The organism is Photobacterium sp. CCB-ST2H9, assembly GCF_023151555.2.
Taxonomy (GTDB): domain Bacteria; phylum Pseudomonadota; class Gammaproteobacteria; order Enterobacterales; family Vibrionaceae; genus Photobacterium.
This window is the reverse complement of sequence record NZ_CP100426.1, coordinates 266,342-288,122: the sequence shown is the minus strand read 5'-3', so window position 1 is coordinate 288,122 and position 21,781 is coordinate 266,342. Positions and strand designations below refer to the sequence as shown.

Genomic DNA, 21,781 nt, shown 5'->3' with positions numbered 1-21,781 from the left:
ATCGGGAAGAAGACCTGTGCAACGGACCCAAACGAATCTTCTCTATCAAGAGATAAAAATACGGAAATTACAGTTTTTCGCACTGGCCCTCTTTTGGGGACACGGATTCCTGATTACCTGGCTGACCCTGATGCCTCCGGCAGAAAAAGGCGCGCTGACGGACCTGAAAAGCTATGGGATCGCTCATCTGGATTTCATTCTGCATGCCATGTGTTACGGCCTCTTTGCCGGTTATGCACTGCTGATCAGCAAACACCTGAGGCGATACAGCTATATGCTCTTGCTGCTGGTTCTTTACGGCAGTTTTCTGGAAACGATTCAGAGTATGGTCCAGCCCGGAAGGGAAAGTTCTGTCTCAGACGCGATTGCAAACCTGACAGGCGTCGTGCTGGGCGGTGTGATTTCCTGGTCGCTGATGCAAACGTTCATGACCAATCTCACTGGCACCCGAAGATAAGCGCTTGCTATTCAAGAAACATTCAGACAAATTTTTGATAGCCAGTCAGGCAAAAGTGACATTTTCCGGTTATGCTGTGGTGTTCTTATTACCCATCATGGAGACCTTGAATGAAACGCGCACTGCTCTTTTCCGCGATGCTCGCGGGAGCATCTTTACTGGCGGGCTGTTCAGACAACGAAGTCGGCGATGTCAGTCTTGGCGTATTTACCACGAAGGACATCAAACTCAATGTACTCAGTGATCCCTTAATCCCAGGTGTCACCTGCCACATTGCCAGTATTGAAGCCGACCTGGATTTTTCAGATCCGAGTGACTCCTCCATTTCCTGCCGCCAGACCGGCGAAATTACTCCGGAAATGATCGCCGCTATCGATAAATCAAAAGCGGGTGACGTGGTTTTCAAGAAATCGAAAAGTGTTTTCTTCAAAACCATGAAGATCAGACGGATCTATGATCCGGAAAGCCAGACTCTGATGTATCTGTCCTATTCAACCAAAGAAACGTCAGGCAGCTACAAACACAGCCTGTCTACAGTTCCGCTCTGGGGCACCAAAGCTTACCAGGCCCCCGTAACACCCGCTCTGCAGTAAACCCTTGTAACAATATTCACCGAACAGCTCTGACCTGTGTCAGGGCTGTTTCAATGTTGTCCCCGTCGCAATCAACACAAAAAGATCAATAAGTTAAGCTCATGTTTTGAGCGCTGACTGAGATTTTTACCTCAAAATCACTACAGTGGGCTCTTGACGGTTCTAAGAAAGCCGCTTTTAATAATTTAACAAGATAATAACAACCAAGGAATGGAATCATGACTTTGCCTTTACAGCCAAATTCTTCAAGGGAATCGCTCAAGATGCAGGCGCTGCCACATGAACGTGTATTGCAATGGGCTGAAGAACGCCCGAATGAAGTTTTTCTCCGTCAGATCATCAACCGTCAGTTTTCCGATTTCACTTATGCAGATGTCGCCGATCAAGCCTTGCGCCTGGTCAGTGCCCTCCGGGCGATGGGCCTTCAGCCTGGTGACAAAATCGGTTTAATCTCTAAAAACTGTGCTGAATGGTATATCTGCGATCTGGCCTTAATGCTGGGTAGTTATGTCAGTGTGCCAATTTTCCCAACCGCCGGAGAAGAAACCATTGAGCATTGTCTAACACACAGTGAATCCAAACTGGTCTTTATCGGCAAACTGGATAATAACCGTGCCATCAATGCCGTCACCAGCCGACTGCCAGACATCACAACCGTCAGTTTTCCCTATCCGGATGTCCCGGAATGTCAGCATGAGGTGAATACGCTGATCAAGGCGCATACACCATTTGAAGAGCGTCCGTCCCATCAGGATGACGATATGATGTCTCTGGTCTATACATCCGGCACCTCCGGCTTACCGAAAGGCGCAATGCTGTCCTACGGCGGCTTTGCCTTTTCTGCCCAGAACCTGATTGAACATATCGGTATTATTGAGAACGAACGTTTGTTCTCCTACCTGCCGCTGGCACACATTACTGAACGGGTTTACATCCTGGGGACGTCCATGATGGCCGGGGTTCAGGTGGCTTTCCCGGAATCACTCGATACCTTCATTGAAGATGTCAAAATGCATCGCCCGACGCTGTTTATTTCCGTACCGCGTCTCTGGACCTTATTCCAGCAGCGTATTCTGGATAAACTGCCTCAGGCCCGGCTGAACCTGCTGCTGAAAATTCCGTTTGTCTCCGGCCTGATCAAACGCAAGCTGGCAGATGGACTGGGTCTGAACGAAGCCCGGGTGCTCGGTTGTGGGTCTGCCCCGGTCTCCCCTGCGTTACTGCGCTGGTATGAACAGATTGGTCTGAACATTACCGAAGCCTGGGGGATGACAGAAAACTTCGCTTACGGCACCCTCAACATGCCTTTCCGCAGCGACAAAATAGGCACCGTCGGCAACGCCGGTCCGGGCGTTGAAATCAAAATCGCCGAAGATGATGAAATTCTGGTGCGCAGTAAAGGGCTGTTTTCCGGCTACTACAAAAACGACATCGCGACCAAAGAAAGCTTCAATCACGAAGGCTGGCTGCATACTGGCGATCTGGGCAGTCTGGATGAAGAAGGCTACCTGACCATCCAGGGCCGTAAAAAAGATAACTTTAAAACAGCCAAAGGGAAATTCGTCTGCCCTGTCCCAATTGAAAAGCGTCTGTTTGAACTAAGCGGTATTGAAATGATGTGTATTGTCGGCTCAGGCATGCCAGCACCGATTCTGCTGGCAGTTCCTCATGACTATCCGCACTTTGACCGGGAACGCTATGCCCGCAGGGTGACGCACGCCATTGAAGCCATCAACAAAGAGTTGGAGTCCCACGCGAAAATTAAAGGGGTTCTGATGATCAAAGAACCATGGAGCATTGAAAACGGCATCCTGACGCCAACACTGAAAATTAAACGACACCTGTTGGAGAAAAAATACCACGAGACAGGCAGTCATTGGCCGAAAGGGCAACTGATTCAGTGGGAAGATTAAGTCAGATAAATAACGTAAAAAAACGGGCAGCCGAAGCTGCCCGTTCTTCATTCAAAATCAGACTGATTTACTGATAATCTGCGTAAGGGTTCACGGTCGGTAAAACAATCGCTTCCCCAAACGCTGACAAACGGATGGATTCCTGAGTCAGGCTGACAGAAGATTCATCCATGACAGACTCACCAAAGGAATAGCGAATTTCTTCTTCACCCCGGCATGCCTGCAAATCACGTTCTGCGATGATATCACGGACTTTTTCATTCCGGCTCAGATATTCCGCCATTGCGGCCTCACCGTATTTCTTCTCCAGCATCGACAGTGTCTGCTGAGGTGACAAGACCAGAGCTGACGCATTGTTTCCGCCAAAGCCCTTCGCGTTAATAATCACACCCTGCATATCATCACCAGCCGTGCCGGCAAAGTAATGATCCATTAGAATATTCAGGTTCGACTGGTGAACATCGTCCGCAATGTGATCAATGGTCTTAATCCCCGGGATCCAGCCGTACTGCCAGACACCCAGTGACGCCATCAGCTGGTCGCCTGCTGCCGCACTCATAGAATGTCCGATATAAGATTTAATCGCAGTCACCGGCCAGTTCGAAATCCCAAAAGTTTTAGCAACTTCATTCAGGATATGACTTTCTGTAACGCGGTTCTGCGGTGTGCCCGTACCGTGCGCCTGGACAAAGGTTTTCTTCACGCCGTCCGGGCCAAGAATGGCCTGAGCCAGTGCAGCAGCCTTGGCAACGGTCACATAGTTACCGACACCCGGCGCCGAAATCGACTTCTTATTACCGTCAGCATTAATAAAGACATCAGCGGCAGTCCCGTAAATATTCACACCCAGTTCCAGTGCCAGCGATTCATCCATCAGCACGGCAAACTGAGCCGATTCCGCCATCGTAAAACCAGCATTGTCCGAGAACGGACGGCAGGCACGGCGGTTATCGACAGTGTCGCTGTTATCCAAAGCACGCAGCTCTTCATCCTGAGCCAGCGCGCCCATCACGCGGAAACCTTCCATAATTTCAGAGACTACCGGTGCTTCGGCATTCCCAACAATCGCAACTTTTGCCTGTCCGCTCTGAATGTCCAGCAATCCCTGGCGCAGGTTATACAGGAAGGTGGCGCAGGCGCCCATATTGGTTCCCGTGGTCCCGACACTGTTAATGACGTAACCATTGATGAAGTCCGCCGGCATTTCTGCCAGTGACAGAGCCATCATCTTGGAACTGACCCGGCCACCGGTCAACGGCGCAGCTACCATTCCGGCCAGCGACTGATCATCAATCTGTGCCAGGCCACTCCCCGCATAGACTGAAATTTCGTCAGGGCGGATATGCTTAAGCACTTCATCCCAGTCCACACCCAGAGAATTCAGGGCATCTGAGGCACCGTACACCGTCAGTTGAAGACCGCGCGGGTGAAAGCGTGAGTTGTACAGCTTCCCGGGTTCGAAACCGCGGGGAATATTACCCCCGCTGCTCACAGGAAAAGGTTTGTAGTCAGCCAGCAATGCATCCAGTTCACCGGTCACGGTCACATGGACTTTGCTGCCTGATTCCTCCAGTTGCCAGTTTTCAGGGATATGCTCCGGCAATTTTGACTTACGGAGTGTGAAGCGAATTTGATCACTGCCCGCAGACAGCTCCGCTTTATACTGCTGTAACACACGATCCGGGTCGAAGCTTTCAATCCGGCGAATCAGGGTGCCCGCTTGAATCGCTTCGATCACGGATTCGGTGACTTCCCCTTCAGCTAATCCCATTCGATGAGCAAGATCCTGCCAGGTCGAATGCATATCGCTTGCAGGCAGAATATCAGCCAGCATGCGTTTATAACTGTGAAAACCTGAACTACGACCTGCGGCGTTAATGCCGCCAATTCCGACAATCAGAGGTAATTTCATTGTTGATTCTTACTTGATAACTAACTTGACTGTCAGATTACCAAGTTACACTAGTATTACATCAGGCAATTACGCCATAATTACTGACATATACGCCATTCTGGCCGGGTCAGACCAAAATCAGGGAGCCGGATCCTGGTGATTCAGTTCCCGTACAGCAGAAACAGCCCAAGTCACATCATCAAATGGAACGATACGCTATATGAAAATTGCGTTTGTGCTTTACCCCCGCGCGCTGATCACAGGGATTTCTCTTGCAGCCGAAATGCTCACCAGTGCGGCAGGATTAAGACCCCGGCATCTCCAGAAATCACAACCTGTTTCTATTTCAGTTGTCGCCAAGAGCCTGTCCCCTCCTGAGTTGAAATCAGGCCTGCGTATCCAGCCCGACTTGACCTTAGCATGTGCCGGCGAGTTTGATTTCATCATTCTGCCTCCAATTTGGGGAAATCCGCTGTCTGTACTCAGGCAAAGTCCGGAGCTGATTCCCTGGCTGACACAACAGTACAAGCAAGGCGCCAAAATCATCGCAACCGGAACCGGCGTCTGCTGGCTGGCAGAAACCGGACTTCTGGATCATCAGGTCGCGACAACCCACTGGTATTACTACGATCAGTTTGCCGCACGATATCCGCTTGTCACCCTGAACCGTCAGGCATCAATCACCGTCGCCAACGGTCTGTATTGCACGGTCAGTATTAACTCGCAGTCAGAGCTGATTTTGTACCTGATCCGTGAACACTTTGGCCAGTCGGTTGCAAAAACTGTCGAAACCCACTTCGGCCATGAAATTTCCCAGTCTGATCAGCAGCCCTTTTATCAAATTGGCGGCGAAGTGCAGTTCGACGAATCCATTGCCCTCGCGCAGGACTGGCTGAAACGCAACCTGGCGCAACCGGTCACCGCCCAAGACATCGCTGAGCATTGCGGACTGCCGCTCAGAACCTTCCAGCGGCGTTTCAAAACACAGGTAGGACAGACGCCCCATGAGTACCTGCAATCTCTCCGCATGGAAGCCGCACAGAGCTTATTGCGTGACTTTGGCCTGTCCCTTCAGGATGTGGCAGAACAGGTCGGATACCGGGATGCACATCATTTCAGCAAGCGTTTCCAGAAGCAGTTCAGCCTCAGCCCCGCACAGTATCGCAACATGGTGAAAGCCAAAATTTACCAGGCTTAAGCTCAGAGATGAGACAAAATACAGAAAAGATGATCCAATCAGGCACTTAGCATTGCCCCGGGCAGAAGCGAATGCAAACTGTCGCTATGCTAACAGGAGAAAAGAATGATCAATGTGTTGAATTGAGGCTTTAACCGCCTCGTCGTAAGCAGGCGTTTCAAGAAATGTTGTGTCGTATCTGGCTGTACTTCATTTTCATCGCGTCCGGTTCCATTCACATGGCTGCTGCAGGACTTTTGCCAACCAGCCGCACAATGTTAGGCACGCAGGTCTGTCGGCTGGATCTTTACCATCTGGCTAAAAACCAGTCCAATCGCATCGAGAATGACTTCCAGATTGCCTTGATTGCCGATCAGGGATTTAACCGGCGCTATGTCGCCTTAAAAGCCGACATCTCTTACCCGAAGGGATTTGAAAACTTCAGCTATTACCGCACCGGGCAACCTGTCGAAGTCTTTACCGCCAACTGGAAAAATTATTACGGCAGTATCAGTGTGGCTGATACCAATCGAAGTTACAGTATTTCGCACTTGGTGCGGCTGGGCGGAAGCAATCCCAGGCAAGCCTTCGATGTGCTCATCCGGTTGATTGCCGAAGATCACGGGCATTTTGAATTACAGAGTGCCAGCAGACGTTATCGCTTCTATTTAGAAGACGGTCATCTTGACGCCTTTTTTCACTGCCTGCATACCGAATAATTTTCCCCTTAAAAAACAAACGCCAGCTCATCGGCTGGCGTTCTGTGTTTTACAGAGTCACTATCATTTATCGATTGCTTTGGACTGGCTCGTATTCGCCTTCGATTACACGTCCCTTGCTGGTTGCGCCATTTGTTTTGCCCGCATAAAACGTCGCATACTGTTTCGACAATTTACGCTTCAGGAATGGCTGAGCAATAAAAGCAACCAAGGCCATAAAAACGCCCATCACTGTCGCGAAAGTCAGAGCAAAGAAGCCAATCACCAGTGCAAATACGCCAGCAATGATATTTTTCATCTGTCACCTCATTATCAGGTAAGAAAGCAGGAAGATACCTGTTTCAGACGTTCAGCCTTACACATTCAAGTTGAATGGCAGTTGAACAATCGTCAGTTAATAGCATTATTCCACTGCTACAGGTTCCATTTTCCTGCTCAATTACTGCATATCATTCACATACTGAATCACTGACACCACAGCGCCGCAAGGATCCATGATGGCACACATTCGGCCAACATTTGGCACATCCATGGGCGGATACATCGCTTTACCACCAGCTGCCTCCGCTTTTGCCAGACAGGCATCCACATCATCGACCGTGATATAACTCCACCAGCCGATCTGAGCATCCTGGCACTCTGCCGTACGCTCCATGATTCCGCCAACCGGATCATCACCCGCCTTAATAATGTGATACAGCCGTCCTTCCTCCGCTCCGGGCATCGGAACGGATTCTATCTTCCAGCCAATCACTTTTGTGTAGTATTCAATGGCCTTCTGAGCATCATCGACCACGAGTTCAGCCCAGCTGAATGCGCCCTGATGTTTAAACGGGTTTTCCATAGATCCTCCGGTTTCTGGTGAATGTCGCAAATCAAAGATAGTCGTGCCTGAATATCTGTGCCAGCTGGCGCGACATATTCAGTCATCGCCAAAGGCAATGCTGCCGGAAACGCCTCCGGAGCCATTCAACCGTGTCAACCCAATCAAAAAAGCCAGCTTTCGCTGGCTTTTCTCAAAGATGAGTCGTTAAGGCGCCAAATCGACCTCAACCGGCAGGTAATGTTTGGGTTCCAGTTTTAACCACTCCGGCAAAACCGTCCCAATTGAAACGGACGACCAGGTGCCGGAAATAATGCCGATAAACATGGCAGTCGCAAAACCTTCCAATGGAGCACCGCCCATGAACCACAATGCCGCAACGGTGATCAGCGTGGTCCCTGAGGTCACCATCGTGCGCGAAAACGTTGCAATCACGGCCTGATCGTTGATATCTGCCGTCGGTGTTTTCTGTTTCGCCACCAGGAGCTCACGAATCCGGTCTGCAATAATGATGGAATCATTCAGAGAGTATCCGAGAATCGCCAGCACTGCGGCAAAGACCGTCAGGTTAAACTCCATCTGAGTCAGCGCAAAAAAGCCCAGCACCAGCACAACATCGTGGATCAGCGCCAGCAGTGCGCCGCTGGCAAGGCGCCATTCGAAACGAAAACAGAGATAACCCAGGATGCACAGCATGCACACCAGCAACGCTAAGCCACCCTGTTCAGTCAGATCCTGACCAACCTGAGAACCCACCATACTGTTACTGATGATTTCCACCTGACCGGACACCTGCTGGAGCAGGTGATCAATTGCTGGCGGCGTCTGTTCCTGTTCTGAACCTTGTCCAGACTCCTGATTGGCCAAAGGATAACGAATGACCCAACGCCCTTCTTCACCGGATTTAGTCACGGAGGTGGACTCACCCAGCGCTGGTTTCAGGACATCCAGCAGCTGATGGTTTGTCACCGAGCGGCTGACCACCGCTTCTGTCACCATACCACCGGTAAAGTCCAGCCCCATGTTCAAGCCTCTGACAGCAAGTGCTGCCAGAGAAATCACCATCAGCGCAATTGACAAGACGCTGGTGATATAACGAATTTTCCGGATACGGGATTTCAGAGATTGAACCATGATTTATACCCTCACTTCACGACGACTGTCGCGTCCCCAAATCAGATTGATCAATGCGCGTGAAGCAAATACGCCGGTAAACATGCTGGTCAGCAGACCCAGCCCCAAAGTCAGCGCGAAGCCCTGAATGGGCCCGTTACCAATCGAGTACAAAATCAATGCTGTAATCATTGTGGTGATGTTAGCATCCAGAATGGTACTGAAGGCACTGCTGAAACCGAGATCGATCGCCTGAGCAAAACTGCGGCCCTCCGCCAGTTTGTCTTTGATCCGTTCAAAGATCAGTACATTGGTATCGACGGCCATCCCCACCGTCAGCACCAGACCCGCAATACCCGGCAGCGTCAGCACAGTCCCTGGCAGCAACGCAATCAAACCCAGCAGGCACACCATGTTTGCCATCAGCGCCACGTTTGCGACCCATCCGAGGCGTCTGTACCACAACACCATGAAGGTCAGCGTCATTGCCATTCCTAATGCCAGTGCAGAAAAACCGTTCTCAATATTTTCCGCCCCCAGTGATGCGCCAATCGTTCGCTCTTCAACAATCGTCACCGGCGCTGTCAGAGAACCGGCACGCAGCAACAGCGCAAGCTGCTGTGCTTCTTCTGTTGAGCCGGCACCAGTAATACGGAACTGATTCCCCAGTTGCGACTGGATCGTGGCCACACTGATGACGCGTTCGCTGCGCTCCGTTTCTCCCCGCGCATTGGTTTTGTATTCCCGGTAGACAGTCGCCATCCGCTTGCCGATGTGTTTGCCTGAAAAATCGCTCATCATCTTGCCCCCGGCATGATCGAGCGAAATATTCACTTCAGAGAAACCCATTTGATCGGCGCCAGCACGGGCATTAACGATGTGATCACCGCTCAGCACCGGACGTTTGTTCAGCACCACGGTTCTGCCACTGTTGTCTTTCAGGACCAAATCATCACTGGAAACGGCTTCTGAGCCGGTTTTGACTTCATAAAACGCCAGACTTGCAGTCGCACCAATGACCTTTTTCGCCTGTGACGGGTCCTGTACACCCGGCAGCTCAATACGAATGCTATTTTCACCCTGACGCTGAACCAGCGCTTCGGTAATGCCCAGCTCTTCGATACGATCCCGCATGATCTTCAGGTTCTGTTGCAGCGTCGCTGACTGAAAATCGAGTTTATTCTGTTTAGTCGGCGTTACAGTCAGGCTGCCTGAACCCCGTTTTACATCCCAGCCCGGATAATTCTGTTTCACAAACTGACTGGCCTGACTGAGTTCAGTCTCTGATTTCGTAGTCACACTGAATCCGTCACTGCCTTGCCGGCTGATGCGGACCGATCGCAGATGTTCACTGCGCAACATGTCCTTCACGTCATCCACTATGGTGTCGCGCTGCTCCTGAAACGCTTTGTCGACGTCCACATGAAGCAGGAACTGCACACCTCCACGCAGATCCAGACCTAACTTAATCGGACTGAAACCCAGTTTTCCGTACCATTTTGGTGCAACAGAAACGTACGAGTATGTGATGTTATCACCGTCTTGAACCCGTTTATCCAGTGCTTCACGCGCATGAGACTGCTCAGCTTCGTTGCCGAAAACCAGTACCATCTGATTGTTCTGCTGTGTAATTTCCTGTGGTTCAACGCCTTGTGCTGTCAGATATCTGTTCACACTGACAACATTGCCGAACGCACCGCCCGGATTGGCAGACTGAATCTGGATTGATGGTTGTTCACCATACCAGGTCGGAATAGCACTGAGTGCCAGAATGACAACAGTGACCACCAGTACCACGTACTTCCACGCAGCATAGTGGTTCAGCACCCTGGACGATGCTCTAGAATTATTTTTCTTCATCAATATCCCCTCAGCGTCATATGCCGAGTTAAAAAAAAAGAGTTGTGACAACGTCACCTATTTGAAAGGGAATATCAGCTGAAGTACTGGCTATTCAACGCCACATACATAGCGTTGGTTTCTTTCCAGCCGGAAAGACGATAGGAAGTGTGGAAATCCTGATACGAGGCGTAACTTGGCTGCCGAACTAAACACAACGGCAAACGAGGATCAGACACGGGATAGAACGGCGGCGTGTCCAGAAGATCCGGCTCACCGTCATGGAGATTGTTTCGGTCTGGAATATTCCAGCGATAGGAATGAAGAATCGCAACCGCGTAACCGGAGTGATGAGTTTCCGAAACCGGTGACGGATTCTGTGGCTTTTGATGCTGAGTCTCATGTTCACAGAGAACAGCATCATTCAGCTGCGACTGCGAAATCACAGTTGATTTCACTGTTATCGCAGCGCCTTTGTCGTCCAGGCACGCCATCGCCTGCGCAGGAAATACCAGCGCTAAAAACGATAGCCAGAAAATACGAATCACATGCCAGGACATCAGGTTGCCTACTTCTAAAACTACAAAGCAGTGTATGTCTGAGTGAGACGCCGCTCAAGGAAAATTTTTGGGTCGATCTTTGCGTTTCCAGCCAATGCTGATTTCGGTATGAGCTTACTCTATCCCCGCCCGCCTACCATGCCTTACCGGATTAGTGTTAAGATCACAAAAAACAACGCGACTTGTGGGCTGTAATCATACGGGTTGCAAGCTAGCTGGTTTAAAACAGTAAGAGGGTTTTCCCTTGCTTTTTTATACTTCAGTTTTTGCTTTCCACAAGGCAACACCAAAAAGGTTTATTTTTCAAATGTCTAGCACAAGTATCCAGTGGTTTCCGGGGCACATGCATAAAGCCCGTAAAGAAATTGAAGAAGCCATTCCTAAAGTCGATGTCATTATTGAAGTGCTTGATGCACGTATTCCTTTCAGTAGTGAAAACCCGCTCATTGCCTCGATTCGTGGTGATAAGCCGGTGATCAAAGTGCTGAACAAACGTGATCTGGCCGATCCTGAGATGACAGAACACTGGATCGCACATCTGGAAAAAGAACACAACGTGAAAGCAATGGCGATCACGACGGAGAACCAGAATGAGGTCCATAAAATTCTGGAACTGTGCCGGAAACTTGCGCCGGGCCGTGAAGAAATGGGCAAGAACATTCGGACCATGATTATGGGCATTCCGAATGTCGGTAAGTCGACCATCATCAACACTCTGGCTGGCAGATCCGTTGCTGTCACCGGCAACCAGCCTGCGGTAACCCGCCAGCAGCAACGCATTAACCTGCAAAACGGCATTGTCCTGTCTGACACGCCGGGAATTCTGTGGCCAAAAGTCGAAAACCCGCACAGCGGTTTCCGTCTGGCTGCGACCGGTGCAGTGAAAGATACCGCCATGGATTACATTGATGTGGCCTTCTATACCATTGAGTATCTGAAAGACGCCTACCCTGAGTTGATTCAGCAGCGTTATGAACTGGACGATGAACTGCCGGAAACTGACATTGAGCTGATGGAAGCCATTGGACGTAAGCGCGGTTGTCTGCGCTCCGGCGGTAAAGTTGATTTACATAAAGCCTCAGAAATTCTGATCAATGAGCTACGTAACGGCACCCTTGGCAAAATTACCATGGAACGTCCGGAAATGATCACTCAGGAACTGATTGATGTGGCCATTGAGAATGAACGGAAAGCCGCTGAAAAAGCCAAGAACAAAGAAGAACGACGTAAGCGTTACCTGAGAAACAAAAGATAAATAAAAAAAGGTGCTGTTCCCCCGCTACGCGGAACAGCACCCCAGTCAATCATTGACAAAATGTACCTACACTCAGTAGTCCGCGATGATGCGGAGATCACTTCCAATCTAAACCTGTCAGATTACAAGAATATCACCATCGCAGCCTGACTATCTAAAAGCACACATCATGCCAACTTTTCATATCATTGTTTTTCAATGTTTTTTCCATTCTGCATCTGCCCTATTTCATTGATTCTCAATCAGCTATGCACAGCTTCAGTGAAGTGCTGCACCAAAAGGTGTAATCAACCACTGCCCGACATCAGAATTTTTCACGAATTTTATTTTCAGCCAGCCCACTCAATTTGTACGTTTTTTAAACAAAAACAATAGAATGATCACAAATCATTCCATCACTAAACAATAAGCTTCACGTAATAAATAAATTCATTAAACACTTGAAAGAATTGAATAAATCATTTATTTAACATGGTAATAACCTGATGTAATACACATACCTCTAAAGACAGCCATTTCCTTATATTTAGTGTGAGAAAATCCATGTTTGGATATTACTTTTTCTCATTTTACCTCACTCATTTTTCAGTCCATATTCACCGAAAATTTGCAGGGAACCGGGCCACAACAAAGCCGGATGACCTGTAACACATCCTGCAAAACCCTGAGCGGACCTATCGCTGTCACCGAGACAGCTTTTTTCGGGTCTGCCCCCTGAAATCTGGAGAGAAGTGTAGTGAGTGAAATCACTGCTGCGCGTCAGTCTGGCGGTATTTTTGTACCCGTTGCCGGACTGACCGCTTTTGCGATTGCATCGGGTTATCTGATGAGCCTGATTCCGCTGACGTTAAATTATTATGAACTGCCTGCATCACTTGCAAGCTGGCTGGCCAGTATCTTTTATCTGGGTCTGCTGATTGGCGCATTGCTAGTTGAAAATGTTGTGGCCCGTATTGGACACCGGCTGTCTTTCATCGGATTTCTGCTCATGCTCGCGCTGACGATCATCATCATGCCGGTCATGGCCGAACAATGGGTCTGGCTGGTTACCCGATTGATTGCCGGTGTCGCTGTCGCTGGTATTTTTGTGGTTGTGGAATCCTGGTTGCTGATTGGCGACAGTAAGAAAGAACGTGCCAAACGCCTGGGCTTTTATATGACCGCACTTTATGGGGGCGGAACACTAGGGCAATTCGGCATTGGTTTTATTGGTGTCGAAGGCTTAGTGCCATTTTTCAGCATTCTGGCACTGCTATTCATCGCGATTGTGCCGGCACTGGTTTCGAAACAATCTCAGCCAGCCTGTGAGCAACATATCAGCCTGACCACAAAACAGATCCTGGCTTTAAGCAAACCTGCGGTTCTGGGCTGTCTGGTCTCCGGGGTTGTGATGAGTTCTATCTACGGTATGCTGCCTTTTTCTTTACAGTTACAAGGCCTGAACGCGGAGCAAATCAGTGGTCTCATGGCCTCAACTGTACTCGGCGGCATGGCAATCCAGCCAGTGGTCAGTGCGCTCTCCTGCCGGATGAGCAAATCACTGCTGATGGCAGCAGCCTGTCTGCTGGGCATTTTTGCCACAGGCTTCATGAGCTTGGTTGAGGGTTACTCTGTGATGGTGATTGGACTGGCAATGCTGGGCATGTCATCTTTCGCACTGTACCCGATTGCGATTTCACTTGCCTGCGATGAACTGGATTCGTCTCAGATCGTTTCTGCAACTCAGATCATGCTGTTCAGCTACAGTGTTGGCTCTGTCATCGGGCCGCTGACTGCAGGACGTTTTCTTGTGCAGGCGCACGGTTTGATGAATTTCTTCTTTATCGCGCTGGCCAGCACAGCTATGTACATGCTGATGGCGAGTCTGAAGCAAAAGCCGCAAGTTGTTGCCGGCTGATTTTTGAAAGGACAGAAAAAAGAGCGGGCGCAACTTTCGTTGCGCCCTTAGGTCTTACTTGCAGCAATCCCGCTACGATAGTGCTCCCTGCATCATTCCATGATACTGCTGTTTCCTTCAGCGTTCCCTAAAACTCCATCCTGGAGGTGTTCCATTTGGTCTTACCTTGACCCGTTGCAACATCCTGCTACAACTCTCTTCTCCATCCTGGAGGTGTCCCTGGCTTCATCCTGAAGCGGTCCTTTTGTCATCCTGACCAGTAAGCATCCTACTTACTGTATCGAATCCATCCGATATCCCTTCACAGTCCTTGTAGATACATCATCCTAATGCACCTGCCTCATCCTGAAGCTGCCAATTCCGTGGCCAGTTCCTGTTCCGTTCCGTCAGTTCCTTCCGACGGGGTAAAGATTACTTGATTCAGATTTCTTCGCAACGAACAGAGATCACACTTTTAATGTCGATTAAAATAAAAAAATCACAATACAATTTAAGCAATTGAAAACAAAGGAAATAAAAAGTCGAGCACGGCATTCACCCCCTGAAAATAATCGCTATTTCCCACGCGCTTGTGAGATATCTCTTACAAGAGCTCTGGATAATTACGCAGAAATATCCTTTATTTCTTCAATCCAAAGTATAAAAAAATCTACTTCACCAACATGGCAGCACCAAAAACGCCGGCACTGTCGCCCAGAATTGGCTTCACGATGGGCGTATTGAACACCGGATTAAACAAATGCGGCATGACCGCCTTTCTGCCTGCGTCATAGAGCAAATCAATATTGCCGACGCCTCCGCCAACCACAATGACATCCGGATCCAGAACATTGACGATCTGGGCCACAGCCAGACCGAAGTAATGCATTAACCTGTTCTGAATAAACAAAGCATCGGGGTCTTCATGCTGTGATAACTGTATAATGTCGTTCAGTGGTCGCCGATGACCAGTGCGTTGATGATAAGCAATTTCCAGCCCCTGTCCTGAAATAACGGTTTCCAGACACCCCCGTTTTCCGCAATAGCATGCCCGGCCATCCGGCTCAATCACGTTATGCCCCCACTCACCTGCAATCCCGTGCAAGCCGTGAATCACTTTTCCGTTCACCACAATCCCGGCTCCAACTCCGGTGCCCATAATAATGGCGAACACGACTTCCGCCTCCGGATGAATTTGCTGCACCACCCCAAGGTGTGTTTCTGCCAGTGCAAGGCAATTCGCATCATTGGCCAGCCGGACCTTCACTTTCAGTAAATCCGCCAGATCCCGATGCAATGGCTTACCATTCAGGGCGGTTGAATTACAGTTCTTCATCAACCCAGTTGCGGGATCCAGCGCACCTGGTGTTCCAAAACCAATTTCAGAAGGATAGCAACCTAACATTTCGGCACAATGCGAGACCAATCGCTGAATCTGATTCAGAATATGGGCGTAGCCACGTTCCGCCTGACTGGGAATACGTTCGCGCAAGACACAGCGATCATCTTCTCGGGACATCACCGCACATTCCACTTTTGTCCCGCCTAAATCTATGCCCCAGTAATACTTATCCATTCATGACGCCCTTTTCCCAGACTAAGATAAAATCGACCATAATTAGAGTACCCCAAGACAGGAGGTTCGCTCTATGTTTCTGAAAGAATCCAAAAGCGGCGATTTGGTTGATGTGGTCGACATGGCTTCACTCACCAACCCATTTAAAAGACATGTGACTGTGCAGTTTCAGTCGGGTGAAGATCTGGCAGATCCGGTGATGATAGAGAAACAGCACCTGGCTTTCCCATCCGGCGAAGGACTGCCAGAATGCTGGATCAACGGCTACTACCGATTACAAAACCGCTAACCCGCCAGCGTTCACTCTGCCTGATAAAGCACTGAAGATGATAATCGTTGTGCAATTTGTGTGGTAAGACGGCTGACCGCTTCCGAAAGTGCATTCACCTGAGCGCTGTAACCTGGCTCTTTTAAGGGAACCTGAAAACTGAATGGCTGTACGGTTTTCAGATTCCCTGATTGTCCGACCAGCAGCCATTCGCCGCTGAAATGCGCTGAACCTGAGTAATGACCATTAAATTCATTGACCCGGACCTGCAACTTGGGCACATTTACTGACTGAATTGCCGCGGAACGCTCCGTTGGCCAGTATCTTGACTGTTTGAGCCGTAAATCACCATTGATGCGCCGGGTCAGCTGGCGAGCAATGTCTTCTGCCCAAAGGTTCTGCTGTGCCTGAACCACGGCTGTTTCACTGGTTTGATAAACCAGACCGGTGCCTGCCAGATGCAACGCCATCTCAACCGGTGACACAACCAGTAAAGGCTGCTGCGTCACAATCCCCGGTGCCGTTTGTTCCGGCGCCTGCGGCAGCAAATAGGTTGTGATATCCGATTCTTCCGGTTGGCTGCTGCATCCGGTCACAGCCAGACCGGCTGCAAGCAGCGCACTCAGAAACCTGTCTCGCATATTCATGCTTATTCTCCTGCTACCGGAATCGGGTCTTTGCCCTTGCTGTCAGAAAAAATCAGCGAATTCGGCTTATCATTCACCTGCCGGAGCACAGGCTGAAGCTCTTTCATCACTTGCTCAAAACGAATCAGTGCCTGTTCCAGATTCCTGTACGTCGTCCCTTCCGAGCCATAACTGCTGAGTGTCGCCTGAATCTGAGCCAGGCTATTTCGAAGCTCAGCCGGTATCGCCTGAGTGTCCTTTTGTGCAAGCAGCACATTGACATTTTTCGCAGCCTGTTCCGCCGCTTTCAGCGTTTTTGCTGTCGCCGCCAGTGTCTGAGTCAATCCATTAAGTGTGTCTTCCAGTGGTAAGTTGTTCATTTTATCCAGTAAAGAAGCCACCTGTTTCTGGATCTCAGCAAATCCGCCAGCGATAGTCGGGAACACATCATAATCTTTATAAGTCAGTAAACCGGGCACAGGTTCTTCGGTATAAAACTCAACATCAACCATGAGTTGTCCCGTCAGAAAGTTTGCCGTTTTCAGTGATGCCCTTAAGCCTTTTCTGAACTGACTGCTCAGGTTGTCATGTAAATCCTGCAGATCCTGAGTGTCCACATATTCCTGAACACGTGCTAATTCAATACGGACCAAAACCGGAATCTGCTGGTTTGAAAAACCCTTGCTCTGATTTGGCAGCCGCAACGGCACCTTAGAGACAGTCCCGATGCGCACGCCCCGATACTCCACCGGAGCCCCCTGATTCAGCCCCCTCACCGATTCATCGAATAGCATCACATATTCCAGATACCGATCGTAAAAGCGTTCGCTCACTTCATTCTGATTGTTATACAGCCTGAAGCGGCTGAGTTGTTTGGTCACCAGTTCACCTGGCTCAGATCCTGCTGGTACATTGAAACTCACCCCGCCAGTCAGCAACGATTCCACAGAGCCGATTTTGAGATTAAAGCCTTCTGCCGACATTCTCAGTTCCACTCCTGATGACAGCCAGAATCGGGTCCGTTTGCGGATCAGACTGTCATAAGGCTCAAAAATGAATAACTGATAATTAGCTTTTTTGGTCTGGGTATTAAAGCTCACCTTCTCGACACGACCAACCGTAAACCCTTCATATAGGACAGGATCTCCGATGCTGAGCTTGCCTGCTTCTTGGTGCGTCAGGATTAATCGCAGACCTCTAGCATCCGGAGGTGCCACAGGCGGTGTATCCAGAACGGTAAATGTATGTTTTTCTTTTTCTTCCACGCCGGGCTGCAATTCAATGTAAGCGCCTGACAGTAAAGTCTCCAGTCCGGAAATTCCCTGCTTCCCGATCCGTGGTTTCACAACCCAGAACCGGGTATCCGTTTTCAGCATTCTGGCTGCATCTTTATCCATTTGAGCCGTGGCCATAATGGAGTTGTAATCATCACTCAGTTTTACATCCGTGATGACCCCCACTTTCACATTCAGCGCTTTAATTTCTGTTTTCCCGACTTCAATTCCGTCCGCAGTGGTCAGTTTGAGGGTAATTTCAGGTCCTTTGCTGGCCAGAAACTGTATCAGCATCCAAAAACCAATGACGAGTGCGACCAGCGGTACCAGCCAGATCAGAGATAGCTGCCGGATTTGACTGACTTCAGCCTGCGGCGGATCTTGTTCACTCATATCCGGTGTTCCTTCTGTTTGGTTGTTGTCGGAAGACCTGATGTGACCTGAGGCTGCTGGGCAGCAGGCGTCACATCCTGCCAGAATATCCGGGGATCAAAGACCATCGCCGCCAGCATGGTCAGTATCACAACTGAGGCAAATGACAAAGCCGCAGGTCCCGGATAAATCGCCATCAGGTTCTGCAACTGAACTAACGCCACTAAAAGCGCAACGACAAAAATATCAATCATTGACCACCGGCCGATAAATTCAGTCAGACGATACAGCTTCAGGTGGCGAATTGCCTTCCGTCCTTCATTGTCGTCATGCCGCGCTGCTTTAATAAACAGCCAGCCCAGTGCACAAATTTTTGCCAGCGGGATGATCACACTGGCAAGAAAGATCACCATTGCGATTGGGTAGGAGCCGTGATGCCAGAGCAGCACCACCCCGCCAATAATGGTTGAACCCTCCGATTTTCCAAGGCTCACGGTATACATCATGGGATAAAAATTGGCCGGAAAGAGAAAGACAACTGACGCAAGCAGTAATGCCCAGGCATACTGAAGGTTTTTCCATGGATGATAAGGATGCAGCTTTCCTCCGCACCGCAAACATCGGTTATGGCCTTTTTCGGGAAACGGATTCAGCTGGGCACAGACATGACATGCAATATGATTCTGTGAATGATGACTATCGCCCGCTTTCACGTCAGGTAACGGTACCATGGGCGCGAACTGCAACCATAACCAGGTGCGGTCAACCATGGAGACACATTTCACCACCAGCACGGTATAAAGACAGAATGCCCAGAAAGACATCCCAAGCCCGACATCAGCCAGTGCAGCGATTTTGACCAGACTCACCAGAATACCAATCAAGAACACATCGACCATCAGCCAGGGTTCAATGCGTAATGCCAGCCTGCACAGACGTTTCACCCGCTGATTCACACTGTCTCGATTAATTTTCCCATGCTTGCCTGACAGCCAATACAGGTAGAGCACAGAGGAAACATAACAAGCCGGTAGCACCACAACGGTCAGTAAAAGCAGCAGGGCCAAGGGTCCATTTTCGAACTGGCTGAGCATTTCCGCCGAATGCATCAGCGTAATCTCCTGCCGGATTCCCTTCACACTGAAAGACATAAACGGAAAACTGACACTCAGCACCAGCATCATCAGACAGGCTATGCCGTAAGCCAGTGTGCGATGTTGCGGATGTGGGACTGTTTTCATCAGCAGATGACCACAACGCGGGCAATTGGCACGCTGTCCAGGTGCAAGCTCAGGCAAAGTTACAACAAGGCCACACTCCTCGCAGCCTGTAATGCCAGCCGTCAGTCTTTCCTGCTTCATTCTGTGCCCACTTTCACTTCCCCATGTCACCAGTATAGATAGGGACAATTCCAAAGTTGGCTTTTATTACCGATAAAGCGTTCAAATACAGAGAGATGAATTGGGGCAATGACACTGATTCAAGAAAAGACCATTGAACGTCTTTCATCCGTCAGCACAACATCAAGAAGCAATCTCCATCGTGATCGACGGCGATTCATGAATACAAAAAAAGCCAGTGGAAACCACTGGCTTTATTCAGACTTCAAATGGCAATGAATTCAGTACCAATCACTCAGTTTTTATTCGAAAACTCAATGGGTAATGTCTGTTTCACATAATCGCCAGGGGCGGCACCGATTGCTAAGTAACTTTCGTTCCCAATCTCTCGTGCCGGAACCTTTTCTTCGGTATTGAAACCATTCAGCCAGTTATTCCAGTGCGGCCACCATGAACCATCGTGCCGTGCAGCACCTGCCAACCAGCTTTCCGGATCCGCGGCGGCTTTATCGTTCGTGTAGAAGCCATACTTTTTCTTATCCGGGTGGTTAATAATACCGGCAATATGACCCGATTCACCCAGCACAAATACAGAATTGCCATTCAATACCTGTGCACCACGATAAGTTCCCTGCCACAAGGCAATGTGATCTTCCTGAGTTGAAATAAAGTAGCTTGGCACTTTGATTTTCGACAAATCAATATAAACGCCACCGACTTTATAGCCCTTCGGATCCATTAACTTGTTTTCCAGATAGAACTGACGCAGCAAAGTGCTGTGACAGGCTTTGGCGACATTGGTGCTGTCACCATTCCAGAACAACAGGTCGAAATCGATTGGACTATTCCCTTTCAGGTAGTTGTTTACGTAATAGTTCCAATACAGGCTGTTTTCACGCAGCAAGCTGAAAGTCACACTGAGCGAACGACCGTCCATATAACCTTTCAACTCATTCTGTGCTTCAATTGCCGAAATGATTGGATCATTAATATAGACACCAATCTCACCAGGCTGTGAAAAATCCAGAATCGTTGTAAAGAATGTGGCTGATTTCACCCGATTTCGCATTCGTTTGGCAGCACTATATGCCAGCGCAGTCGCCAGCAACGTACCGCCGATACAGTAACCGACCGTATGAATCTGTTTTTCATCCGAGACACTTTCAACGACATCCATAGCTTTCAGTGCACCATCTAATACATATGTATCAAAGTCCACGTCCTGCATTGTCGCATCAGGATTGCGCCAGGAGATCATAAAGACCGTGTGCCCTTGCTCAACCAGCCAGCGTGCCATGGAATTCTTCTCACGAAGATCCAGAATGTAATATTTGTTGATAAATGGCGGAACAATCAGTACTGGCGTCGCATTCACTTTTTCAGTCAGCGGCTTATACTGAATCAATTCAAACAAATCGTTTTTAAAAATTACTTCTCCAGGAGTATTGGCGATGTTATCACCCACCTGGAAAGCATCACCATTGGTCATGCGAATTTTAAGCACATCAGCGCTGGACTGCATGTCTTCATGCAGAAGCTCCATCCCTTTAATCAGGTTCTGACCATTCGATTCAACAGTCAGTTTTGCCAGCTCAGGGTTGGTTGTAATGAAATTGGTCGGAGACAACGCGTTAATGGCCTGGCGTGAGAAAAAGCTCAGTCGCTCTTTTGCTTTCTCATCTAAACCTTCAATCGAGTCGATGGTTTCTTTCATCTTATTGCTGAATAACAAATAAGACTGTTTGATGTAATTATAAAAAGCTTCATTTTGCCAGGCAGGATCAATAAAGCGCTTGTCATCATGCTCTGGCATGACAACATCTTGGTTTTCTCCAGTCTTAGTAACACTTTGCAAAATTTTCATCTGGCTTTCAAACCAGTCCATCTGAATTTTTGCAATGACGGCAGGCTGCGCAGATGCCTTTTCCAGCCAGGCCGTTGTATCTTCCAGGTTCAACTCACTCATGGCTTTGTTGAACGGGGTATTAATGGCTGCCTTGCCGGAATCAAACTCCTTCCACCACGCTTGGTTCATTTCCTGGAGTTTAGCAAAGTAGTCCGTGAAAAAATTCGGGTTCATCGCAATGACCTCTGCTTTTGGACTAA

19 protein-coding genes are annotated in these 21,781 nt (G+C 49.2%); 8 read left to right on the top strand and 11 right to left on the bottom strand.

Going from position 1 to position 21,781, the window contains the following annotated elements; translation table 11 throughout:
* The first annotated feature begins 16 nt into the window (after positions 1–16).
* The 3 genes from L4174_RS17855 (at position 17) to L4174_RS17845 (ending at position 2,963) form a co-directional block, all read left to right on the top strand.
* Positions 17–457 carry a VanZ family protein gene (locus L4174_RS17855; RefSeq protein ID WP_248142561.1) on the top strand — a complete coding sequence of 147 codons (441 nt, stop codon included), beginning with the start codon at positions 17–19 and terminating at the stop codon, positions 455–457.
* A gap of 110 nt (positions 458–567) precedes the next feature.
* A complete protein-coding gene (locus L4174_RS17850; RefSeq protein ID WP_248142562.1) occupies positions 568–1,050 on the top strand; it encodes a CreA family protein in 483 nt (160 codons plus the stop codon).
* A gap of 263 nt (positions 1,051–1,313) precedes the next feature.
* Positions 1,314–2,963, top strand: a complete 1,650-nt coding sequence (locus L4174_RS17845; protein WP_248143338.1) for an AMP-binding protein — start codon at positions 1,314–1,316, stop codon at positions 2,961–2,963.
* Between the two features lie 67 nt (positions 2,964–3,030).
* Here the strand turns inward: L4174_RS17845 and L4174_RS17840 are convergent, their stop codons facing one another.
* Entirely contained in the window at positions 3,031–4,875 is a 1,845-nt protein-coding gene (locus L4174_RS17840; RefSeq protein ID WP_248142563.1) for a beta-ketoacyl synthase, read from the bottom strand.
* Positions 4,876–5,077: 202 nt separating this feature from the next.
* Between L4174_RS17840 and L4174_RS17835 the strand changes: the two genes are divergently transcribed.
* On the top strand, positions 5,078–6,055 hold the full coding sequence (locus L4174_RS17835) for a GlxA family transcriptional regulator (protein ID WP_248142564.1): 978 nt from the start codon (positions 5,078–5,080) through the stop codon (positions 6,053–6,055).
* Between the two features lie 164 nt (positions 6,056–6,219).
* Positions 6,220–6,753 carry a hypothetical protein gene (locus L4174_RS17830; protein WP_248142565.1) on the top strand — a complete coding sequence of 178 codons (534 nt, stop codon included), beginning with the start codon at positions 6,220–6,222 and terminating at the stop codon, positions 6,751–6,753.
* Between the two features lie 67 nt (positions 6,754–6,820).
* Here the strand turns inward: L4174_RS17830 and L4174_RS17825 are convergent, their stop codons facing one another.
* The 5 genes from L4174_RS17825 to L4174_RS17805 all read right to left on the bottom strand — a co-directional run bounded on the left by L4174_RS17825 (position 6,821) and on the right by L4174_RS17805 (position 11,088).
* Positions 6,821–7,051 (bottom strand): hypothetical protein, encoded by a 231-nt coding sequence (locus L4174_RS17825; protein ID WP_248142566.1) that lies wholly within the window; start codon positions 7,049–7,051, stop codon positions 6,821–6,823.
* A gap of 141 nt (positions 7,052–7,192) precedes the next feature.
* Entirely contained in the window at positions 7,193–7,597 is a 405-nt protein-coding gene (locus L4174_RS17820; protein WP_248142567.1) for a VOC family protein, read from the bottom strand.
* Between the two features lie 186 nt (positions 7,598–7,783).
* On the bottom strand, positions 7,784–8,710 hold the full coding sequence (gene secF / locus L4174_RS17815) for a protein translocase subunit SecF (RefSeq protein WP_248142568.1): 927 nt from the start codon (positions 8,708–8,710) through the stop codon (positions 7,784–7,786).
* Positions 8,711–8,713: 3 nt separating this feature from the next.
* A complete protein-coding gene (secD, locus tag L4174_RS17810) occupies positions 8,714–10,549 on the bottom strand; it encodes a protein translocase subunit SecD (protein WP_371929425.1) in 1,836 nt (611 codons plus the stop codon).
* 74 nt (positions 10,550–10,623) lie between these two features.
* Positions 10,624–11,088: a hypothetical protein gene (locus L4174_RS17805; RefSeq protein ID WP_248142570.1), complete on the bottom strand. Its 465-nt coding sequence runs from the start codon at positions 11,086–11,088 to the stop codon at positions 10,624–10,626.
* Positions 11,089–11,395: 307 nt separating this feature from the next.
* Here L4174_RS17805 and ylqF point away from each other — a divergent pair, with 307 nt between their 5' ends.
* The gene (gene ylqF / locus L4174_RS17800) at positions 11,396–12,343 is read left to right on the top strand and encodes a ribosome biogenesis GTPase YlqF (RefSeq protein ID WP_248142571.1); all 948 of its coding nucleotides are present in this window, start codon (positions 11,396–11,398) and stop codon (positions 12,341–12,343) included.
* Between the two features lie 736 nt (positions 12,344–13,079).
* Positions 13,080–14,240 (top strand): MFS transporter, encoded by a 1,161-nt coding sequence (locus L4174_RS17795; protein ID WP_371929424.1) that lies wholly within the window; start codon positions 13,080–13,082, stop codon positions 14,238–14,240.
* A 649-nt stretch (positions 14,241–14,889) separates the two neighbouring features.
* Here the strand turns inward: L4174_RS17795 and L4174_RS17790 are convergent.
* The gene (locus L4174_RS17790) at positions 14,890–15,795 is read right to left on the bottom strand and encodes an ROK family protein (protein WP_248142572.1); all 906 of its coding nucleotides are present in this window, start codon (positions 15,793–15,795) and stop codon (positions 14,890–14,892) included.
* A gap of 73 nt (positions 15,796–15,868) precedes the next feature.
* Between L4174_RS17790 and L4174_RS17785 the strand changes: the two genes are divergently transcribed.
* Entirely contained in the window at positions 15,869–16,084 is a 216-nt protein-coding gene (locus L4174_RS17785; protein WP_248142573.1) for an acetyltransferase, read from the top strand.
* An 11-nt stretch (positions 16,085–16,095) separates the two neighbouring features.
* Here the strand turns inward: L4174_RS17785 and L4174_RS17780 are convergent, their stop codons facing one another.
* The 4 genes from L4174_RS17780 to phaC all read right to left on the bottom strand — a co-directional run bounded on the left by L4174_RS17780 (position 16,096) and on the right by phaC (position 21,755).
* Positions 16,096–16,710: a membrane integrity-associated transporter subunit PqiC gene (locus L4174_RS17780; RefSeq protein WP_248142574.1), complete on the bottom strand. Its 615-nt coding sequence runs from the start codon at positions 16,708–16,710 to the stop codon at positions 16,096–16,098.
* 2 nt (positions 16,711–16,712) lie between these two features.
* Positions 16,713–18,356, bottom strand: coding sequence for an intermembrane transport protein PqiB (gene pqiB / locus L4174_RS17775; protein WP_248142575.1), 1,644 nt, complete (start codon positions 18,354–18,356; stop codon positions 16,713–16,715).
* On the bottom strand, positions 18,353–19,696 hold the full coding sequence (locus L4174_RS17770; protein WP_248142576.1) for a paraquat-inducible protein A: 1,344 nt from the start codon (positions 19,694–19,696) through the stop codon (positions 18,353–18,355). The genes pqiB and L4174_RS17770 overlap by 4 nt, the downstream gene beginning before the upstream one ends.
* A gap of 274 nt (positions 19,697–19,970) precedes the next feature.
* Positions 19,971–21,755 carry a class I poly(R)-hydroxyalkanoic acid synthase gene (gene phaC / locus L4174_RS17765; RefSeq protein WP_248142577.1) on the bottom strand — a complete coding sequence of 595 codons (1,785 nt, stop codon included), beginning with the start codon at positions 21,753–21,755 and terminating at the stop codon, positions 19,971–19,973.
* Between the last annotated feature and the right edge of the window lie 26 nt (positions 21,756–21,781).